The organism is Devosia sp. CAU 1758 (assembly GCF_054482695.1).
This window is the reverse complement of record NZ_JBTLRJ010000001.1, coordinates 996,741-1,013,859: the sequence shown is the minus strand read 5'-3', so window position 1 is coordinate 1,013,859 and position 17,119 is coordinate 996,741. Positions and strand designations below refer to the sequence as shown.

At 62.3% G+C, this 17,119-nt stretch carries 14 protein-coding genes; 8 read left to right on the top strand and 6 right to left on the bottom strand.

The window, feature by feature from the left end; translation table 11 throughout:
• Positions 1 to 97 precede the first annotated feature (97 nt).
• The 4 genes from ACXYMS_RS05000 (at position 98) to ACXYMS_RS04985 (ending at position 4,336) form a co-directional block, all read left to right on the top strand.
• Complete coding sequence (locus ACXYMS_RS05000; protein ID WP_458904198.1) at positions 98 to 1,309, top strand: NADP-dependent isocitrate dehydrogenase; 1,212 nt, start codon at positions 98 to 100, stop codon at positions 1,307 to 1,309.
• A 173-nt stretch (positions 1,310 to 1,482) separates the two neighbouring features.
• A complete protein-coding gene (locus ACXYMS_RS04995; protein ID WP_458904196.1) occupies positions 1,483 to 2,217 on the top strand; it encodes a head GIN domain-containing protein in 735 nt (244 codons plus the stop codon).
• A gap of 150 nt (positions 2,218 to 2,367) precedes the next feature.
• Positions 2,368 to 3,378: a glycerophosphodiester phosphodiesterase family protein gene (locus ACXYMS_RS04990; protein ID WP_458904194.1), complete on the top strand. Its 1,011-nt coding sequence runs from the start codon at positions 2,368 to 2,370 to the stop codon at positions 3,376 to 3,378.
• Between the two features lie 73 nt (positions 3,379 to 3,451).
• Positions 3,452 to 4,336 (top strand): DMT family transporter, encoded by an 885-nt coding sequence (locus ACXYMS_RS04985; RefSeq protein ID WP_458904192.1) that lies wholly within the window; start codon positions 3,452 to 3,454, stop codon positions 4,334 to 4,336.
• 214 nt (positions 4,337 to 4,550) lie between these two features.
• Here ACXYMS_RS04985 and alaS read toward each other — a convergent pair whose 3' ends face one another.
• Both alaS and recA read right to left on the bottom strand, forming a co-directional pair.
• Positions 4,551 to 7,190, bottom strand: coding sequence for an alanine--tRNA ligase (gene alaS / locus ACXYMS_RS04980; RefSeq protein WP_458904190.1), 2,640 nt, complete (start codon positions 7,188 to 7,190; stop codon positions 4,551 to 4,553).
• A gap of 174 nt (positions 7,191 to 7,364) precedes the next feature.
• Positions 7,365 to 8,438, bottom strand: coding sequence for a recombinase RecA (gene recA / locus ACXYMS_RS04975; RefSeq protein ID WP_458904188.1), 1,074 nt, complete (start codon positions 8,436 to 8,438; stop codon positions 7,365 to 7,367).
• 276 nt (positions 8,439 to 8,714) lie between these two features.
• Here recA and araD1 point away from each other — a divergent pair, with 276 nt between their 5' ends.
• The 4 genes from araD1 to ACXYMS_RS04955 all read left to right on the top strand — a co-directional run bounded on the left by araD1 (position 8,715) and on the right by ACXYMS_RS04955 (position 11,844).
• Positions 8,715 to 9,710, top strand: a complete 996-nt coding sequence (araD1, locus tag ACXYMS_RS04970) for an AraD1 family protein (protein WP_458904186.1) — start codon at positions 8,715 to 8,717, stop codon at positions 9,708 to 9,710.
• A 198-nt stretch (positions 9,711 to 9,908) separates the two neighbouring features.
• Positions 9,909 to 10,928 carry an aldo/keto reductase gene (locus tag ACXYMS_RS04965; RefSeq protein WP_458904185.1) on the top strand — a complete coding sequence of 340 codons (1,020 nt, stop codon included), beginning with the start codon at positions 9,909 to 9,911 and terminating at the stop codon, positions 10,926 to 10,928.
• Between the two features lie 59 nt (positions 10,929 to 10,987).
• On the top strand, positions 10,988 to 11,341 hold the full coding sequence (locus tag ACXYMS_RS04960) for an ArsR/SmtB family transcription factor (RefSeq protein ID WP_458904183.1): 354 nt from the start codon (positions 10,988 to 10,990) through the stop codon (positions 11,339 to 11,341).
• A gap of 59 nt (positions 11,342 to 11,400) precedes the next feature.
• Positions 11,401 to 11,844, top strand: a complete 444-nt coding sequence (locus ACXYMS_RS04955) for an SRPBCC domain-containing protein (protein WP_458904614.1) — start codon at positions 11,401 to 11,403, stop codon at positions 11,842 to 11,844.
• Between the two features lie 4 nt (positions 11,845 to 11,848).
• Here the strand turns inward: ACXYMS_RS04955 and ACXYMS_RS04950 are convergent, their stop codons facing one another.
• The 4 genes from ACXYMS_RS04950 to fliR all read right to left on the bottom strand — a co-directional run bounded on the left by ACXYMS_RS04950 (position 11,849) and on the right by fliR (position 17,119).
• The gene (locus tag ACXYMS_RS04950) at positions 11,849 to 12,244 is read right to left on the bottom strand and encodes a DUF2237 family protein (protein ID WP_458904181.1); all 396 of its coding nucleotides are present in this window, start codon (positions 12,242 to 12,244) and stop codon (positions 11,849 to 11,851) included.
• A 93-nt stretch (positions 12,245 to 12,337) separates the two neighbouring features.
• Positions 12,338 to 14,908, bottom strand: a complete 2,571-nt coding sequence (gene cckA / locus ACXYMS_RS04945; RefSeq protein WP_458904179.1) for a cell cycle histidine kinase CckA — start codon at positions 14,906 to 14,908, stop codon at positions 12,338 to 12,340.
• A gap of 351 nt (positions 14,909 to 15,259) precedes the next feature.
• Positions 15,260 to 16,348, bottom strand: a complete 1,089-nt coding sequence (gene flhB / locus ACXYMS_RS04940) for a flagellar biosynthesis protein FlhB (protein WP_458904177.1) — start codon at positions 16,346 to 16,348, stop codon at positions 15,260 to 15,262.
• 3 nt (positions 16,349 to 16,351) lie between these two features.
• On the bottom strand, positions 16,352 to 17,119 hold the full coding sequence (gene fliR, locus ACXYMS_RS04935; protein WP_458904176.1) for a flagellar biosynthetic protein FliR: 768 nt from the start codon (positions 17,117 to 17,119) through the stop codon (positions 16,352 to 16,354).

The following is a 17,119-nucleotide window of genomic DNA, read 5'->3' as shown; positions in this document are numbered from 1 at the left end:
ATGCCGAGCCTGTCTTTGCGCTTTGCTCTGGCGGTGCTATACGGGCGACCGAACTTGGCCCAGGGCCGAAAAAGCGTATTTGCAAGGGAGCAATTCGATGAGCAAGATCAAAGTCGCCAACCCCATCGTCGATCTTGATGGCGATGAGATGACCAGGATCATCTGGCAGGCGATCAAAGACAAGCTCATCCATCCCTATCTCGACCTGCCGATTGAATATTACGACCTTTCGGTCGAGAACCGCGACGCCACCGACGACCAGGTGACCGTGGACTCGGCCCATGCGATCAAGAAGCATGGCGTAGGCATCAAATGCGCCACCATCACCCCCGATGAGCAGCGCGTCGAGGAGTTCAAGCTCAAGAGCATGTGGCGTTCGCCCAACGGCACCATCCGCAACATCCTCGGCGGCGTGATCTTCCGCGAGCCGATCATCTGCAAGAACGTACCGCGCCTCGTGCCCGGCTGGACCCAGCCGATCATCGTCGGTCGCCACGCCTATGGCGACCAGTACCGCGCCACCGATTTCAAATTCCCCGGCAAGGGAAAGCTGACGATGAAATTCGTCGGTGAAGACGGCACCGTGATCGAGAAGGATGTGTTCGACGCGCCCTCCGCCGGTATCGCCATGGGCATGTACAATCTCGACGATTCCATCGCCGACTTCGCCCGCGCCTCGCTCAACTATGCGCTGCTGCGCGAAGTGCCCTGCTACCTCTCGACCAAGAATACCATTCTCAAGGTCTATGACGGCCGCTTCAAGGACATCTTCCAGGAGATCTACGAGGCAGAATTCAAGGAACAGTATGAAGCCAAGAAGATCTGGTACGAGCACCGCCTGATCGATGACATGGTGGCAGCGGCCCTCAAGTGGTCCGGTGGCTATGTCTGGGCCTGCAAAAACTACGATGGCGACGTGCAGTCCGACACCGTGGCTCAGGGCTTTGGCTCGCTTGGCCTGATGACCTCGGTGCTGATGACCCCCGATGGCCAGACGGTCGAAGCCGAAGCCGCCCACGGCACCGTGACCCGTCACTATCGCCAGCACCAGCAGGGCAAGGAAACTTCGACCAATTCGACCGCGTCGATCTTTGCCTGGACCCGTGGCCTCGCCCACCGCGCCAAGCTCGACAACAATGCCGAACTGGCCAAGTTCGCATCGACGCTCGAAAAGATCACGGTCGACACCATCGAGGAAGGCAAGATGACCAAGGACCTGGCGCTGCTTGTCGGTCCGGATCAGCCCTGGCTGACCACGATCGGCTTCCTCGACGCCATCGACCTCAACCTGCAGAAGGCCATGGCGTAAGCCATAGTCAAAGGAACTTCGAAAGCCGGGGCATGCCCCGGCTTTTTTGTTGCGCCATAGGTTACACTCATGTGCCTATCAAGAGGCGCGCTACGCGTTTTTCCGTTATGATTCCGGTTGAACACAATACGTGCCGCCCCATCTCACTTTTATCGCAGCAAAGGGAGATTGCCATGCGTCGCGCCAGGCCCTTCATCGCCGCCGGAATTGCCGGCCTCGCCCTCAGCACCCCTGCGCTGGCGCAGAGCCGGGATTTTGATCTCGATGGCTTCGACAAGATCGACATCGCCACCGGGCTCGATGCGCGGGTAACGCTTGCGGACACATTCTCCGTTCACGCTGCATCACGCTCAGACGATGCACTCGACAACCTTCAGCTCAGCGTCGAGGGCGGCGTGCTGGTCGCCCGCATCGAAAGCAGCTTCCTCGACTTTATTTTCAGCGGTGGGCTTGTGGGCATGCTGTTCAGCAGCGGCAATGCCGTGACGCTGGACATCACCTTGCCCGCACTCACGGCGGCAACCGCCAGCTCCGGCGCTGACATTTCGCTCAAGGCGATTGCGGGCGATACGCTCAAGCTCGACGCATCGAGCGGGGCCGATATCGTCCTAGAGGACGCAAAGCTGCGCCAGTTCGATGCCAGCGCATCGAGCGGCTCGGACATCGATGTTTCCGGCACGGCCGAAACGGTTAATCTGGACGCCTCCAGCGGCTCCGGCATCGACGCCGAGAACCTCCGGGCCGAGATGGGCAACCTGCAGGCCTCGAGCGGCGCCAATATCAGCGCCCACCTTGCCGAACAGGTCCGGGCCCAGGCCTCCAGCAGCGCTGATATCGACGTTTCCGGCAATCCTCGCCAGCGCGATGTGGATGCGTCGAGCGGTGGTGATATCAGTTTCGACGACTGACAATAAAGGGCGCCTTGGGGGCGCCTCTACCCGCTTCACCATGCGCCATTTGCAACTGCGACACCAACCTTCGACGACAACAGCAAACGTGGACCCGGCCGCAATTTCGTCCTAAACACGGGCGCTTCATCGCGCTGGCGGGGGGACTTCATGAAACGACGCTATTGGGTAGGCCTCGCCGTTCTGGCAGCAGGCGCCGGCATCTACGGTTTCAACGCCAGTTGGCGCGTCGGGCCGCAGGCGGATGTGGAGATTCGTCTCATCGCCCATCGCGGCGTTTACCAGACCTTCAACCGCGAAAATCTCGACAACGACACCTGTACGGCCGAGCGTATCGACGCACCGCGCCATGCCCTGCTCGAAAACACGATGGCCTCGATGCAGGCAGCCGTCGCTTCCGGCGCCGATATTGTCGAGCTGGATGTCCACCCCACCACCGATGGCCAGTTCGCCGTCATGCACGATTGGACCGTGGACTGCCGCACCGAGGGCTCGGGAGAAACCCGCGCCCATTCCATGGCCCAATTGCGCGCCCTCGATATCGGCTTTGGCTATACCGCTGATGGCGGACAGACCTTTCCGTTTCGCGGCACCGGCACAGGCCGGATGCCGGAACTCGAGGAGGTGCTCCGAGCGATGCCCGACCGGCAATTCCTCGTCAACTTCAAGAGCCGTGAGGCCCGCGAGGGCGACATGCTGGCGGCGCTGGTCACCGGCCACCCCGAATGGCGCAGCCCCATCTGGGGCGCCTATGGCGGCGATGAGCCGACCTACCGCGCGGCCACCTTGATCAAGGGGCTCAATGTCTGGTCGCGGCGCGGTCTGGTCGATTGCCTTGGTCAATATCTGGCGCTGGGTTGGACTGGCCACGTTCCCGGCGCCTGCGAGAACACCAAGGTGATGATCCCGATCAATATCGCCCCCTGGCTCTGGGGCTGGCCTAACCTCTTGCAACAGCGCCTGGCCGATGCGGGCAGCGAAGTGATCCTGCTCGGTCCCTATGGCGCCGGCGACCCCGGAACTGCGGGTATCGACGATGTCGACACACTGGCGCAAGTCCCGCAGGATTTTGATGGATATATCTGGACTAACCGCATCGAAATCGTCGGTCCTGCACTCAAGGGCATCGAACCGGTGCAAATCCCGCCCCCGCCCCAATGACGGATGGAATTGCCGCACGTATGGTAGCGCCATTCCTTCCCGAGTCCGCCCCTTTCCTGTCTGGATAATTCGGATGCCCATCGGCGTCGTTCTCGCCTTTCTGGCCTATGCCATTTTTTCGGTGGCCGATGCCCTGATCAAGACCACCGGACCGGGTCTCTCCGTGTTCGAGATCGCCTTTTTCACCACCAGCTTTTCCATCATCCCCGCCATGCTGACCAAGCGCGGCGAGCGCTGGCGCGACGCCTACAGGCTGCACCACCCCTGGCTGGTGCATCTGCGCTGCCTGACCGCCATTTCGGGCACGGCCTGCGTGATGTATGCCTTCACCCACATTGCCTTTGCCGATGTCTATTCCATCGGCTTTACCACGCCCCTGTTCGTGACCCTGCTCTGCGTGCTGTTGCTGCGCGAGCATGTGGCACTGCATCGATGGGTCCTGCTGTTCATAAGTTTCCTGGGCGTGGTCCTGGTCATCCGGCCGGGGCTGCGGGAACTCGAAACCGGGCATTTCGTAATGATGGCCGGCGCTGTCCTTGGCGCCATCACCACCACCATTCTCCGTCATGTCGCGCCCAGGGAACGCCGCGTCAGCCTTGTGGGCCTGCAGGTGCTCTATTCGGGCATCGTCAATTTCGTGCTGATGCTGCCCACCTTCGTGGTCCCGACGCTCGAACAACTGGCCCTGCTGCTCGGGATTGGCCTCCTGGGCGGCATGGGCGGCCTGCTGCTGATCCAGGCCAGCCGGCAGACACCGGCCAATCTCATCGCCCCAGTGCAATATAGCCAGTTAATCTGGGCGATCCTGTTTGGCGCGCTCTTCTTCGGCGAATATCCCGACTGGATAGCCGTTGTCGGCATGCTGGTCGTGGTCGGCGCCGGCCTGCTCAATGTGCTGACCGAGAAGACCCCGATCCGCTGGAAGCCCCGCATCTTCTTCTTCCGCATCGGGCTCTGATCCGACAGAGCTAGTGCACGGCGCGGTCCCAGTGATCCTGCCGCTGCACGATCACCGGCCGCGCGAGCAGCTGGTGCGCTTGGGCATCTTCGCCAGACCCTCCCAGTCCTGACGCTTAATCTAAGGCATCAGATGTCGGTCGCACACGCAAACTGCCGCTGAGCGTGGGTTCGCGCTGAACGGCAGCCGTAAAATTGTCCGCAAGTGCTTCCGGCTAGATCAGCGCCCGAATGGCGGCGATGGCCGCGTCGGCCTTGCTGCCGTCCGGGCCGCCGCCCTGGGCCATGTCCGGCCGGCCGCCACCGCCCTGCCCGCCCAGCGCCGCCGTGGCGGACTTGATCAGCGTGCCGGCGGCATAGCGGCTGGTGAGGTCATCGGTAACGCCGATGGCCACCGTCCCCTTGCCGTCCTCGCCCTTGAGCACGATGGTAACGACCCCCGAGCCGATGCGCTTCTTTTCAGCATCCACCACCGACTTGATGTCCTTAGCGGCCACGCCTTCAACGACGCGTCCGACAAAGGTCACCCCGTTGACAGTCTCACCGGCACTGGCAGCCTCGCCGCCGCCGCCCAGCGCCAGTTTCTGGCGGGCGTCCGCAAGCGCCCGTTCCGACTTCTTGACCTGATCCTGCAACGCCTCGATGCGATCGAGCACCTCATGCGTGCCGGAGCGAAGCAAGCCCGCAGCAGAGGCGACGATATTGATATTGTCATTGCCCCGATGGCGCGCGGCCTTGCCGGTGAGCGCCTCGATACGACGCACCCCGGCGGCGACGGCGCCCTCGCCGACCACCGACACAAGGCCGATATCGCCGGTGCGGCGCACATGGGTGCCACCGCACAATTCGACCGACCAGCCAAGGCCATTTCCGGTGGGCTCGCCCATGGAAACAACGCGCACCTCGTCGCCGTATTTTTCGCCAAACAGGGCACGCGCGCCCGAATCCTTGGCCTCCTCGACCCCCATCAGCCGGGTTTCGACCGGCGTATTCTGGAGGATGATGGCATTGGCGATGTCTTCGACCTCGGCCATCTCCTGGGGGCTCATTGGCTTGGTATGGACAAAATCAAACCGCAGACGGTCTGCCGAAACCATGGACCCCTTCTGGGCGACATGGTCGCCAAGCACCAGGCGAAGGGCTTCGTGCAGCAGGTGGGTGGCCGAGTGATTGGCGCGGATCGACGAGCGGCGATCATGGTCGACCAGCAGCTCGACCGCCTGGCCGCGCTTCAGCACCCCCTCGGTCACCGTGACCTTGTGGGCAAAGATGCCATGATGCTTGCCCGTATCCGTTACCTCGGCCACGACCCCCTCGCCCCTGATGGTGCCAGTGTCGCCAACCTGTCCGCCGCTTTCGCCGTAGAACGGGGTCTGGTTGACCACCACGATACCGACCTCGCCGGCCGAGATGGCCTCGACCTCTGCACCGTCCACCAACAGTGCCGTGATTTCGCCTTCGGCGATCTCGGTTTCGTAGCCAAGGAATTCGGTGGGCCCGAGCTTGTCGGCCAGGCCATACCAGACGCTGTCGGTCGCCGCTTCGCCCGAACCAGCCCAGTTCTTGCGCGCCTCGGCCTTTTGCTGAGCCATGGCGGCGTCGAAACCGGCCTGGTCGACGCTGATATTGCGCGAGCGCAGCGCATCCTGGGTCAGGTCGAGCGGAAAGCCATAGGTGTCGTAGAGCTTGAAGGCGGTCGCGCCGTCGAGCGTGGCGCCCTCGCCAAGGCTAGCCGTCTCGGCTTCCAATATCTGCAGGCCGCGCCCCAGCGTCTTGAGGAAGCGGCCCTCTTCGAGGCGCACCGTCTCGGCGATCATCGCCTCGCCGCGGCTGAGTTCGGGATAAGCCTGGCCCATCTCCCGGACTAGCGTCGGCACCAGCTTGTGGATCACTGGCTCATTGGCGCCGAGCAGAGTGGCGTGGCGCATGGCACGGCGCATGATGCGCCGGAGCACATAGCCGCGACCTTCATTGGAGGGAAGCACGCCCTCGGCGATCAGGAAGCTCATCGAACGCAGGTGATCGGCTATGACGCGCAGGCTCCGGTTGCCCGGGCCGCTGACATCGGCATTGGTGGCATTGGCCGCGGCCCCGATCAGCGCCTTGAACAGGTCGATGTCGTAATTGTCGTGTACGCCCTGCATGACGGCGGCAATGCGCTCCAGCCCCATGCCGGTATCGATCGAGGGACGTGGCAAGCCGGTGCGCGAGCCATCCGGATGCTGCTCGAACTGCATGAACACCAGGTTCCAGATCTCGATCCAGCGGTCGCCATCTTCTTCCGGGGAGCCCGGCGGGCCGCCCCAGACCTTGTCACCATGGTCATAGAAGATTTCCGAACAAGGGCCGCAGGGACCAGTATCGCCCATCTGCCAGAAATTCGACTTGGCACCGAGCCGCACGATGCGGTCTTCGGAGAGACCAGCGATCTTCTTCCAGAGCGCCATCGCCTCGTCATCGTCTTCATAGACGGTGACCATGAGCTTTTCCTTCGGCAGCGCCCACTCCTTGGTGAGCAGGGTCCAGGCCAGTTCGATGGCCTGATCCTTGAAGTAGTCCCCAAAGGAAAAATTGCCCAGCATCTCGAAAAAGGTGTGGTGGCGCGCGGTGAACCCGACATTATCGAGGTCATTGTGCTTGCCACCGGCACGGACGCATTTCTGTGCCGTGGTCGCGGTCGAATAGGGGCGCTTCTCGACGCCGGTAAAGACGTTCTTGAACTGCACCATGCCCGCATTGGTGAACATCAGCGTGGGATCATTGCGCGGCACCAGCGGGCTGGACGACACCGCCTCATGGCCGTTGCGGGCAAAATAGCCGGTAAAGCTCGAACGGAGATCGTTTACGCTGGTCATGCAGAGGCTTTCATGGCGAGCGGACGCGGACGCGCCCAAAGGAAATTTTGAGGCTTTCTATCCCGCAGGCCTTGGGCCTGTCCAGCATTGCGAGGCCGCTCCACGCCGCCAAGGGACAACAAAAAAGGCACCGGATGACCGGTGCCTCAATTAGGGAGCATGGGATCGGGGAGGTTACTCGTCGCTATCGCTGTTATCGTCCCCGCCGGCCACCAGCAAAACTTCACCAAGAAGGCCAGAACTCTCGCGCACGCCGTGCTCGATGGTCGCCGCAATTTCGGGATTGTCCTTGAGGAACTGGCGTGAATTCTCACGGCCCTGGCCCAACCGCTGGCTGTCCCAGGAGAACCAGGCCCCCGATTTCTCGACAATGCCGGCCTTGACGCCCAGATCGAGCAATTCGCCTGTCTTGGAAATGCCTTCGCCATACATGATGTCGAACTCGACCTGGCGGAACGGCGGCGCCAGCTTGTTCTTCACCACTTTTACGCGGGTCTGGTTGCCCACGATCTCCTCGCGGTCCTTGAGCGCGCCGATGCGGCGGATATCGAGACGCACCGAGGCGTAGAATTTGAGCGCATTGCCACCCGTTGTCGTCTCGGGCGAGCCATACATGACGCCGATCTTCATACGGATCTGGTTGATGAAGATGACGAGGCATTTCGACTTGGAAATGGATGAGGTCAGCTTGCGCATGGCCTGGCTCATCAACCTGGCCTGGAGGCCCGGCAGGCTGTCGCCCATTTCGCCTTCAAGCTCGGCACGCGGGGTGAGCGCCGCCACCGAATCGACCACCAGTACGTCGATGGCGCCGCTTCGGACCAGCGTATCGGTGATTTCAAGCGCCTGCTCGCCGGCATCGGGCTGCGAAATCAGCAGGTCATCGACATTGACGCCCAGCTTGCGGGCATAGATCGGATCGAGCGCATGCTCGGCATCGACAAAGGCACAGATGCCGCCCTTGCGCTGCGCCTCGGCAATTACATGCAGCGCCAGCGTCGTCTTGCCCGAGCTTTCCGGCCCGAAAATCTCGACGATACGACCCTTTGGCAGGCCGCCAATGCCCAGCGCAATGTCGAGACCGAGCGAGCCGGTAGAGATAGATTCGACCTCGATGGACGAAGCCTCGCCCAGGCGCATGATCGAGCCCTTGCCGAAATTCCGCTCGATCTGGCTCAGCGCGGCCGCGAGAGCCTTGTCCTTATCCATCGATCCACCCTCAACAACGCGAAGCGGCGAAGCTGCCATAATGCTGTCTCCTTATTTCACGCTCTCGAAACCCGTGCAACGAGAGGCGGCTGATGCCTGATGTGTCCAATTCGTGCTTTATTTGTTCTCATTTTGTTTCGGTCACGTCAAGAGACAAAATGAGAACATCGCCCGCTGGAGCCGAAGACGGCGCTCGCCTGCTGGTAGGGCGATTCTGGCCTCTGCGTCTTCACTTCATTAAAAGTATGATTTTTGACTGGACAGTTCGGTTGCGGACACGTTTTATGCCGCCAAATTTCTCCAAAGGACCGCTCCATGCACCTCATCCAGTATTTCGACGACAAGGGAAACCGCGCCGTCGGCGTGACGCGCAATGGCCAGACACACCGCGTCAATGGCGTGACCAGTGTCTATGACCTGGTGCAGAGCGCGTTTGCGGACGATATTGGCCTGTCTGCCGCTGTTGATTCCAGCGGCCTCGGCGAGGCCGTGGACAAGCAGGCGCTGGCCAGTGAAGGCCGCCTCCTCGCGCCCATCGACCATCCCGATGCCGCCCATCTGCACGTCACCGGCACCGGTCTTACTCATCTCGGCTCGGCCGCGACGCGCGACGCCATGCACAAGGCCAATGGCGACAAGCCGGCAGGCGAGTTGACCGACAGCATGAAAATGTTCCGCATGGGTCTGGAAAACGGCAAGCCGAAAGCCGGCGAGAAGGGCGTGCAGCCCGAATGGTTCTACAAGGGCAATGGTCACATTGTTGCCAATCCGGGCAGTGCCATTCCCTCCCCCGCCTTCGCGCTCGACGCTGGCGAGGAGCCCGAAATCGCCGGCATCTATGTGATCGACCCCAATGGCCAGCCGCGCCGCCTCGGCTTTGCCCTGGGCAATGAGTTCTCCGATCACGTCACCGAGCGGATCAACTATCTCTACCTCGCCCATTCCAAGCTGCGCGCCTGTTCCTTCGGCCCGGAGCTGCGCGTCGGCGACCTGCCGCGGCATATCGAGGGCATGTCGCGCATTCTCCGCGACGGCAAGGTGCTGTGGGAAAAGCCCTTCCTCTCGGGCGAGGACAATATGAGCCACACTATCGCCAATCTCGAATATCATCACTTCAAGTATGACCTGTTCTGCCAGCCCGGCGACGTGCATGTGCACATGTTCGGCACGGCGACGCTGAGCTTTGCCGATGGCATTTCCACCCAACCCGACGATGTGTTCGAGATCGAGGAAAGCCAGTTCGGCCTGCCGCTGCGCAATCCGGTGCGCGTCGAAGCGGAAAAGCCGGTGATGATTGACGGGGTTTACTAGGCCGCCCCCACACACTCGGCGCCGCCCTCGGGCTCGACCCGAGGGCCGCTATCCAGTGGCAGGACCCATAAATTGGAGCTCCCGATCTGGCCCTCGGGTCAAGCCGAGGGCGGAACCGTGTGGGATAGGGCGCCACGCTCCGGCTTTACTCCCACCAACTAACATGTCAGTTATCCGGCGCCTGCACGGAGGACCGCCATGACCGCCCGCACATTGGAAAAACGCCGCATCGCCCAGACCGATCTGGCGGTGACGACATTGGGGCTGGGCGGCGCCAGCCTTGCCGGCATTTTCTCGGCCGTGCCGGCCGAACAGGCCCGCGCTACCGTGGCCCACGCGCTCGACATGGGCATCACCTATGTCGATACGGCCCCGCAATATGGTCTTGGCCGCTCCGAGCATCTGATGGGCGATGTCGTCCGCTCGGCCACGCCCCGCCCGATCATTTCCACCAAGGTCGGACGCCTGTTACGGCCCGTCTCCCCTGCTGCGCAGGACAAGGGCAATTGGATCGATCCCCTGCCCTTCGACCAGCACTATGACTATTCCTATGACGGGGTGATGCGCTCCTACGAGGACAGCCTGCAGCGCCTGGGCCTCGAGCGCGTCGACCTTCTCTATGTCCACGATATCGGCGTGGCCACCCATGGCGTCGAAGCTAACAAGCCCCTGTGGCAGCAGCTCGCCTCGGGCGGCTACAGGGCGCTGCGCGAACTGCGCGAAAGCGGCGCGGTCAAGGCCATCGGGCTCGGCGTCAATGAGTGGGAAGTGCTCATGGACGCCTTTGCACTGGGCGACTGGGACGTGTTCCTGCTGGCCGGCCGCTACACCCTGCTCGAGCAGACAGCGCTTGCGCCGTTCATGACCACCTGCCTCAAGCGCAAGGCTTCGGTGGTGGTCGGCGGCCCGTTCAATTCCGGCATCCTGGTGGGCGGCGACAAATTCAACTACGCCAAGGCTCCCGATGACATCGTGACCAAAGTCCGCGCCATCGAGGCGGTGTGCAAATCCTTCAACGTGCCCCTGCCCGCCGCCGCCCTGCAATTCCCGCTGACCCATCCGGCCGTTTGCAATGTCCTGCCCGGCCCGCGCTCGCCCCAGGAGCTGGATGGTATTCTCGACTGGTGGGACATTCGCATCCCGGCCGCGCTCTGGAGCACCCTGGCCGACGAAGGCCTCCTGGCTCAAGGAACGCCCATTCGCGGCGGCTCCGCTTGACCCAACATCCGGGCAGACCTTATAGATAACTATATGGTTTTGTAACGGGATCGTTTTGAATGGCCGACACCGCGCGTCTCGACGCCACCTTTCACGCCCTGTCCGACCCGACGCGGCGGGCCATTCTGGCGCGGCTGGCGCGCGATGGCGACGTGACCGTCATGGATCTCGCCGAACCCTTCGCCATGAGCCAGCCGGCCATCTCCAAGCATCTCAAGGTGCTGGAAAAGGCCGGGCTAGTGTCGCGCGGCCGCGACGCGCAGAGGCGTCCGGTGCACCTTGAGGCCCAGCCGTTGGCCGAGGCCACGCGTTGGATGATCGACTACCGCAAATACTGGTCGGCGCAGTTCGGTCGGCTCGATGGGCTCCTCGACGAATTGCAGGCGCTCGAAGCCATGGCCGGCAGGACTTGAGGAGGCAGGCATGATGTTTGGCGACCCGCTCTCGGTAAGCGCCCCCAACCGACACCCAGATCGTCATTGAGCGCGGTTTCGCGGCGCCGCCGCATCTGGTCTATGCCCGCTACACCCAGCCCAGCCTGATCCGCCGCTGGCTGACCGGCCCCGATGGCTGGACCATGCCGGTCTGCACCTATGACGCCCGCACCGGCGGCGCCTACCGCTTCGATTGGCACGGCCCCGGCGGTGAAGGCTTCCTCGCCGTCTCGGGCGGCATCAGCCAGATCGACGCCATCCGCTATGTCGACAGCCAGGAAGTGTTCGACACCGGCGTCATGGGCCCCGCCTATCGCGCCGAACTCCTGTTCGAACTGGATGAGCGCGGCACCAAACTGGTGAACACCCTGACCTATACCTCGCTCGCCCACCGCGACATGGTCGCGGCCACCGGCATGGCCGATGGCATGGAGATGAGTTTCCAGAGCCTTGATCGGCTGTTGGCGTCGGAGCAGGACTGAACTGCTAGTTCAAATCCATCGCATAAGCCTTGAGAAACTCGAGCGGAACCAGATCTAGCACGCGCTGATTGGTCGCCCGCAGATAGACGCGTGGCGCCTTGCCGGCATTGTGCGCCTGGGCCCAGCGCGCGGCGACGAGGCACCAGCGATTGCCGGCGACGAGGCCGGGAAAATTGTAGTCCGGCATGGGCGTCGAGAGGTCGTTTCCGACACTGGCCGAGTAGGCGAGAAAATCGTCCGTCACCGCTATGCAGACCAGATGCACCGCCATGCCCTCGGGCCCCGCCGCGCAATAGCCCGATCGGAAATAGCCGGTCAGCGGATCGTGTGAACAGGGCTGCAAGGGTTCGCCCAGGACATTGAGCTCGGACTGGCCTTCGATCCGGGGGACGACGTTCATGATTTTGTCCAATCCCAAAGTTCGCGTTCTTTGCCCGCCCCGCCCTTGATCCCTTCCCATCGAGGGGAGGATCAAGGCTCCGTGTGACTGCAGTCAACCATCCGTCTTGTCGATCCGCCGCAGCACTTCCTTGACCTTGGAATTGATCTGGTCGAGCGAATAGGGTTTGGGCAGGAAGTCGACGCTCTGGTCGTCCTCTATATCGCGGCGCACGCTTTCCTCGGCATAGCCGGAGACGAAGATGATCTTGAGCCTGGGCATCTTTTCGCGGATGACCTTGAGCATGGTGGGGCCGTCCATTTCCGGCATCACCACGTCGGAAATGATCAAGTCGACCTGGTAGTCGAGATCGGCCAGTACCTCCAGCGCTTCCTCGCCCCCATCTGCCTCGAACACTTCATAGCCGGTCGCCTTGAGGGCGCGGGCCGAGAAGGCGCGCACGCTTTCCTCGTCCTCGACCAGCAGGATGCGCTCGTGACCGGTCAGGTCCTTGACGGGTGCGGCGGCAATGGCGGCCTTGGCGGCGGTTTCTTCGGCGCTGGGAACATAGCGGGGCAGGAAAATCTTGAACGTGGTGCCTTCGCCAAGCGTCGACACCGGATAGATATAGCCCTCGGTCTGCTTGACGATGCCATAGACCGTCGAGAGGCCCAGGCCTGTGCCCTTGCCCAGTTCCTTTGTAGTGAAGAAGGGCTCGAAAATCTTGCTGATCACCTCCGGGCTCATGCCGGTGCCGGTGTCCTCGACATCGATGAGAACGTAGTCGGCCGGAACCATGCCCTCGAACCTCATCCCCGTCGTCTCTGCCTCGGTGACATTGGCGGTGCGAATGGTGATCGCGCCGCCATTGGGCATGGCATCGCGCGCATTGACCACCAGGTTGATGATCACCTGTTCGAGTTGCACCACGTCGGCACGCACCGGCCAGATATTGCGGCCATGCTCGACCGTCAGATTGTTCTTCTCCCCAATCATGCGCTTCAAAAGTACGGTCAGGTCGTCGACGATCAGCGGCAGTTCCAGCACCTGGGGCCGCAGCGTCTGGCGGCGCGAAAAGGCCAGCAATTGCCTTGTGAGGCCGGCAGCGCGATTGGCATTCTGCTTGATCTGCATCAGTTCGTTGAACGAGGGGTCACCCGGCTTGTGCTTGAGCAGCAAGAGGTCGGAAAAGCCGATAATGGCCGTCAGCAGATTGTTGAAATCATGCGCCACCCCGCCGGCAAGCTGGCCAACGGCCTGCATCTTCTGGCTCTGGGCGAACTGGGCTTCGAGCTTGCGCTGGTCGGTCATGTCGAGCGCATAGACATTGATCTGCTCGGGCGACCCGGCGCTGACTTCGGAGGCCGAGATATAGAGACGCACGGCGTGGTCGCCCTCGGCGCTGAGGACGGCATCGACCGGCTCGATCTCGGAGCGCTGCGCCGTGGCGTCGGCCAGCGCGCGGATCAACTTGTCGCGGCTGGCCTCGCCGATCAGGTCGTGCAGCGGCTGCAATTCGAGGCTCTTGTCCTCGCCCGACCAGCGGAAAATACGCCCGAACGGCGCATTGGTGCGCACGATGCGCCCCTCGCCATCGAGCGTGGCAATGGCAAAGGGCGTGTCGTTGAAAAAGCGCGAGAACCGCACCTCGGCGGCGCGCAACTCTTCCTCGACATCCGGCGCGCTCGACTGATCGAGGACGAGTGTCCGCGTCTCGCCCAGTTCGCCATCGGCCAGCCTTGCCGCGCGATGCAAGAGGCGCACCGGCAGCGTCGTGCCATTGCGGCGCACCAGGTCAATATCGATGATTTCGGTGCGGATTTCCCCATCACCCCTGCCCCGCATCAGCAGCGAAGCCCCATCGCCCCGCACGATATCGGTCAGCGCCAGCTGCCCGGCATTGAACTCGGCCAGGTCATAGCCGAGCCAGTCGGCCAGGGTCGAATTGAGATATTGAATGCGGCCATGCGCATCCGCCGAGAAGAAGCCCGAGGGCGAATGATCGAGATAGTCGATGGCGCGCTGCAGGTCGCGGAAGGCGGTCTCGTTGTTCTCGCGGTCGCGGGTGATGTCCTCGACCGACCAGGCCACCAGCGGCTTGCGGCTGTCCTCGGTCTGCGGCAGCGGCCGCACCGAAACCCGGTACCAGAACACCCGTGTGGCCTCGGCCTGCGAACCGCCAAGTCCCCCGGGTACGCGAATATCCTCGACAGCACTGCGCCCGTCCCGCGCCGCCCTCGACAGCCTGTAGATGGCCTCTCCGGCATCGGCATAGCCGGAGAACAGGCGCGGCACGCCCACCGGCACACCATTGGTCATTGCTCCGGGAAAGCTGCCATAGTGATGGTTCACATAGGAAATCTTGCCCTCGCGGTCGGCAATCACCGCGCCGAACGGCAGGCTGTCGACAACGGCGTGGCTCAGCGTGCGTCGCTCCTCGCTGGTGGCAAAGCGGAACAGCCCCGCAGCAAGGCCGAACAGGAAAAACACCCCGGCCACCGCCAGCACGCCCACAAAGGTCATCACCAGTTCGGACGGGATACGGTCGCCGAACAGCGAAAAGACCACGGCCACGATCACCAGGATCAGGCCGAGCACCACCACCCGCCACAGGCCGGCGCCACCGCGCCCTGCATCCAGAACCGGTTCGGGATAGCTGTCCTCGCCGAGCGGCGTCGATGCCATTATGAATTGCTCCAGCGCGCCGGGGCGTAATCAGCAAAAGTCGCAGGCTTTTGCGTTTCGATCACGCGACCAACAAAAAAGGTTGTCCCGAATCAGGACACACCAAGAGGTCTATCAAATGGTCCGCCCGCGTGGGAGTGCGAAGCGGCTTTTCAACATGGCTGTGATCCGGTTTGTTCCAAGGTTCACTCGCATTTGAGATTTTCAGCCGCTGGATCATTAGCGAGGAGCATTCTTTCGAGTCTCTCCGAGCAACTCTCGCGCCCCCACTCCGGCGCCAATGCGATGAAGACAATCGCGGCGAGCGTTACCAATGCAATCGCCAGCAGAATCGAGAAATCACTCCCCCTTCTACGCACTCGGCCGCCAGCCGCCACCCGGACGCTTGAGGCCCATCACAAAGCCGATGACCTCGGCCACCGCCTTGAAGTGATCGGTCGGAATGGTTTCATCGATCTCCACCGAGGCGAACAGCGCTCGCGCCAGGGGCGGGTTTTCGACGATGGGCACGTCATTGTCCTTGGCCAGTTCGCGGATGCGCAGGGCCACCGCGTCGGCGCCCTTGGCCACGCATTTGGGCGCAGCCATGGACTTGTCGTATTTGAGAGCCACTGCAAAGTGGGTCGGGTTGGTGATGACCACGGTCGCGTCTGGCACCGCCGCCATCATGCGGCCTCGGGCACGTTCCTGGCGAAGCTGGCGGATACGACCCTTCACATGCGGGTCGCCTTCCATCTGCTTGTATTCCTCGCGGGTCTCCTGCACCGTCATCATCTGTCGCTTCCACCATTTATGACGAACGTAGAAGAAGTCGGCGGCGGCAATCGCGGTGATCACCGCCAGCACCGCGGCAAAAATCTTGATCCCGATTTCCTGGAAGTCGAGCAGGATCATGATCGGATCGGCCGTCATCATGGTGTCCAGCCGGTCTCGCTCGGGCCAACACACCACCACCACGATGGTGCCCACCACCCCGATCTTGATAAGCCCCTTACCGAAATTGACCAAGGCATCGGTGGAGAACAGGCGCTTCGCCCCGGCAATGGGCGAGAGCTTGGAGAGTTTGGGCGTGATCGGATCATAGGACCATACCGGGCGGTGCTGCACCAGATTGGCCAGCACCCCACAGGCCAGCAGTACCACGAGCGGGATCAGTGTGACGCCGATCAGGGTGAAGGCCAGCCCGTTGAAAAAGCTGGAAAAGCCGGCGCCTTCCACATCGAACTGATCGGCATTCATGATGATCAGGCCGAGGGACGAGCTGATCTGCTGGCTGGCCCAGGGCGAGACCATGGTGAAGACGATGGCCGAACCCAGCAGCATGAACCAGGTTGTCACTTCCTGGCTTTTTGCGACATCGCCCTTCTTGTGGGCGTCCTCCAGCTTCTTTTGGGAGGGGTCTTCTGTTTTGGAGTCCTGATCGGGGGCTTCGCTCGACATGGATCAGCCCCTCCACATCGCCAGGTGATTTTCGAAAGAGGTGATGTACCACCCCATCATCATCACCAGAAGGATCGCGAACAGCAGCAGCCCGACGATGATATTGGCCGGCATCAGCACGAAATAGACCTGCAATTGCGGCATCAACCGCGCCAGGATGCCGGCACCAAGGTTGAACACCAGGCCGAAGACAATGAAGGGGGCGGCCATCTGCACGCCGACCGCGAAAGCGCTGCTGACCGTTCGCACCGCCAATTGCATGGCGTCCTCGAACATTAGCGGATCGGTGGGTGAAAACACCATGTAACTGTCATAGATCGCTGCCAGCGCCATGTGGTGAAGGTCCGTGGCAAAGATCAGCGTAATGCCCAGGAACGACAGGAAGCTGGAGAACACCGCGCCCTGCACGCCCATCTGGGTCGGGTCGGCTGCCAATGCGCCGGAAAGGCCGGCTTGGAAGGCCACGATCGTGCCTGCCACCTGCGTGGCCATGACGGTGATGCGCACGATGGCGCCGATGATCAGCCCCACGGCCAGTTCATGAAACAGGATGCCCACCATGCCGGCGAGGTCCGCGGGCATGGCCGGGATCACCTCGGCCAGCAGCGGATAGACCACCAGCGTGAAGGCCAGCGCAAATCCGAGGCGCATCCGCACCGGAATGGTCTGTTCGCCCAGTGCCGGCATCAGCATGAGCATGGCGGCGATGCGCGCGAATAGAATGATATAGGTAAAGGCGGTGGCCGGCAGCCAGTCGAGGCTGAGCGTCAC

Bases quoted from the DNA above. Each gene is read 5' to 3' on its own strand.
- ACXYMS_RS05000 (WP_458904198.1), top strand. From the start codon at position 98: ATGAGCAAGATCAAAGTCGCCAACCCCATCGTCGATCTTGATGGCGAT.
- ACXYMS_RS04995 (WP_458904196.1), top strand. From the start codon at position 1,483: ATGCGTCGCGCCAGGCCCTTCATCGCCGCCGGAATTGCCGGCCTCGCC.
- ACXYMS_RS04990 (WP_458904194.1), top strand. From the start codon at position 2,368: ATGAAACGACGCTATTGGGTAGGCCTCGCCGTTCTGGCAGCAGGCGCC.
- ACXYMS_RS04985 (WP_458904192.1), top strand. From the start codon at position 3,452: ATGCCCATCGGCGTCGTTCTCGCCTTTCTGGCCTATGCCATTTTTTCG.
- alaS (WP_458904190.1), bottom strand. From the start codon at position 7,190: ATGACCAGCGTAAACGATCTCCGTTCGAGCTTTACCGGCTATTTTGCC.
- recA (WP_458904188.1), bottom strand. From the start codon at position 8,438: ATGGCAGCTTCGCCGCTTCGCGTTGTTGAGGGTGGATCGATGGATAAG.
- araD1 (WP_458904186.1), top strand. From the start codon at position 8,715: ATGCACCTCATCCAGTATTTCGACGACAAGGGAAACCGCGCCGTCGGC.
- ACXYMS_RS04965 (WP_458904185.1), top strand. From the start codon at position 9,909: ATGACCGCCCGCACATTGGAAAAACGCCGCATCGCCCAGACCGATCTG.
- ACXYMS_RS04960 (WP_458904183.1), top strand. From the start codon at position 10,988: ATGGCCGACACCGCGCGTCTCGACGCCACCTTTCACGCCCTGTCCGAC.
- ACXYMS_RS04950 (WP_458904181.1), bottom strand. From the start codon at position 12,244: ATGAACGTCGTCCCCCGGATCGAAGGCCAGTCCGAGCTCAATGTCCTG.
- cckA (WP_458904179.1), bottom strand. From the start codon at position 14,908: ATGGCATCGACGCCGCTCGGCGAGGACAGCTATCCCGAACCGGTTCTG.
- flhB (WP_458904177.1), bottom strand. From the start codon at position 16,348: ATGTCGAGCGAAGCCCCCGATCAGGACTCCAAAACAGAAGACCCCTCC.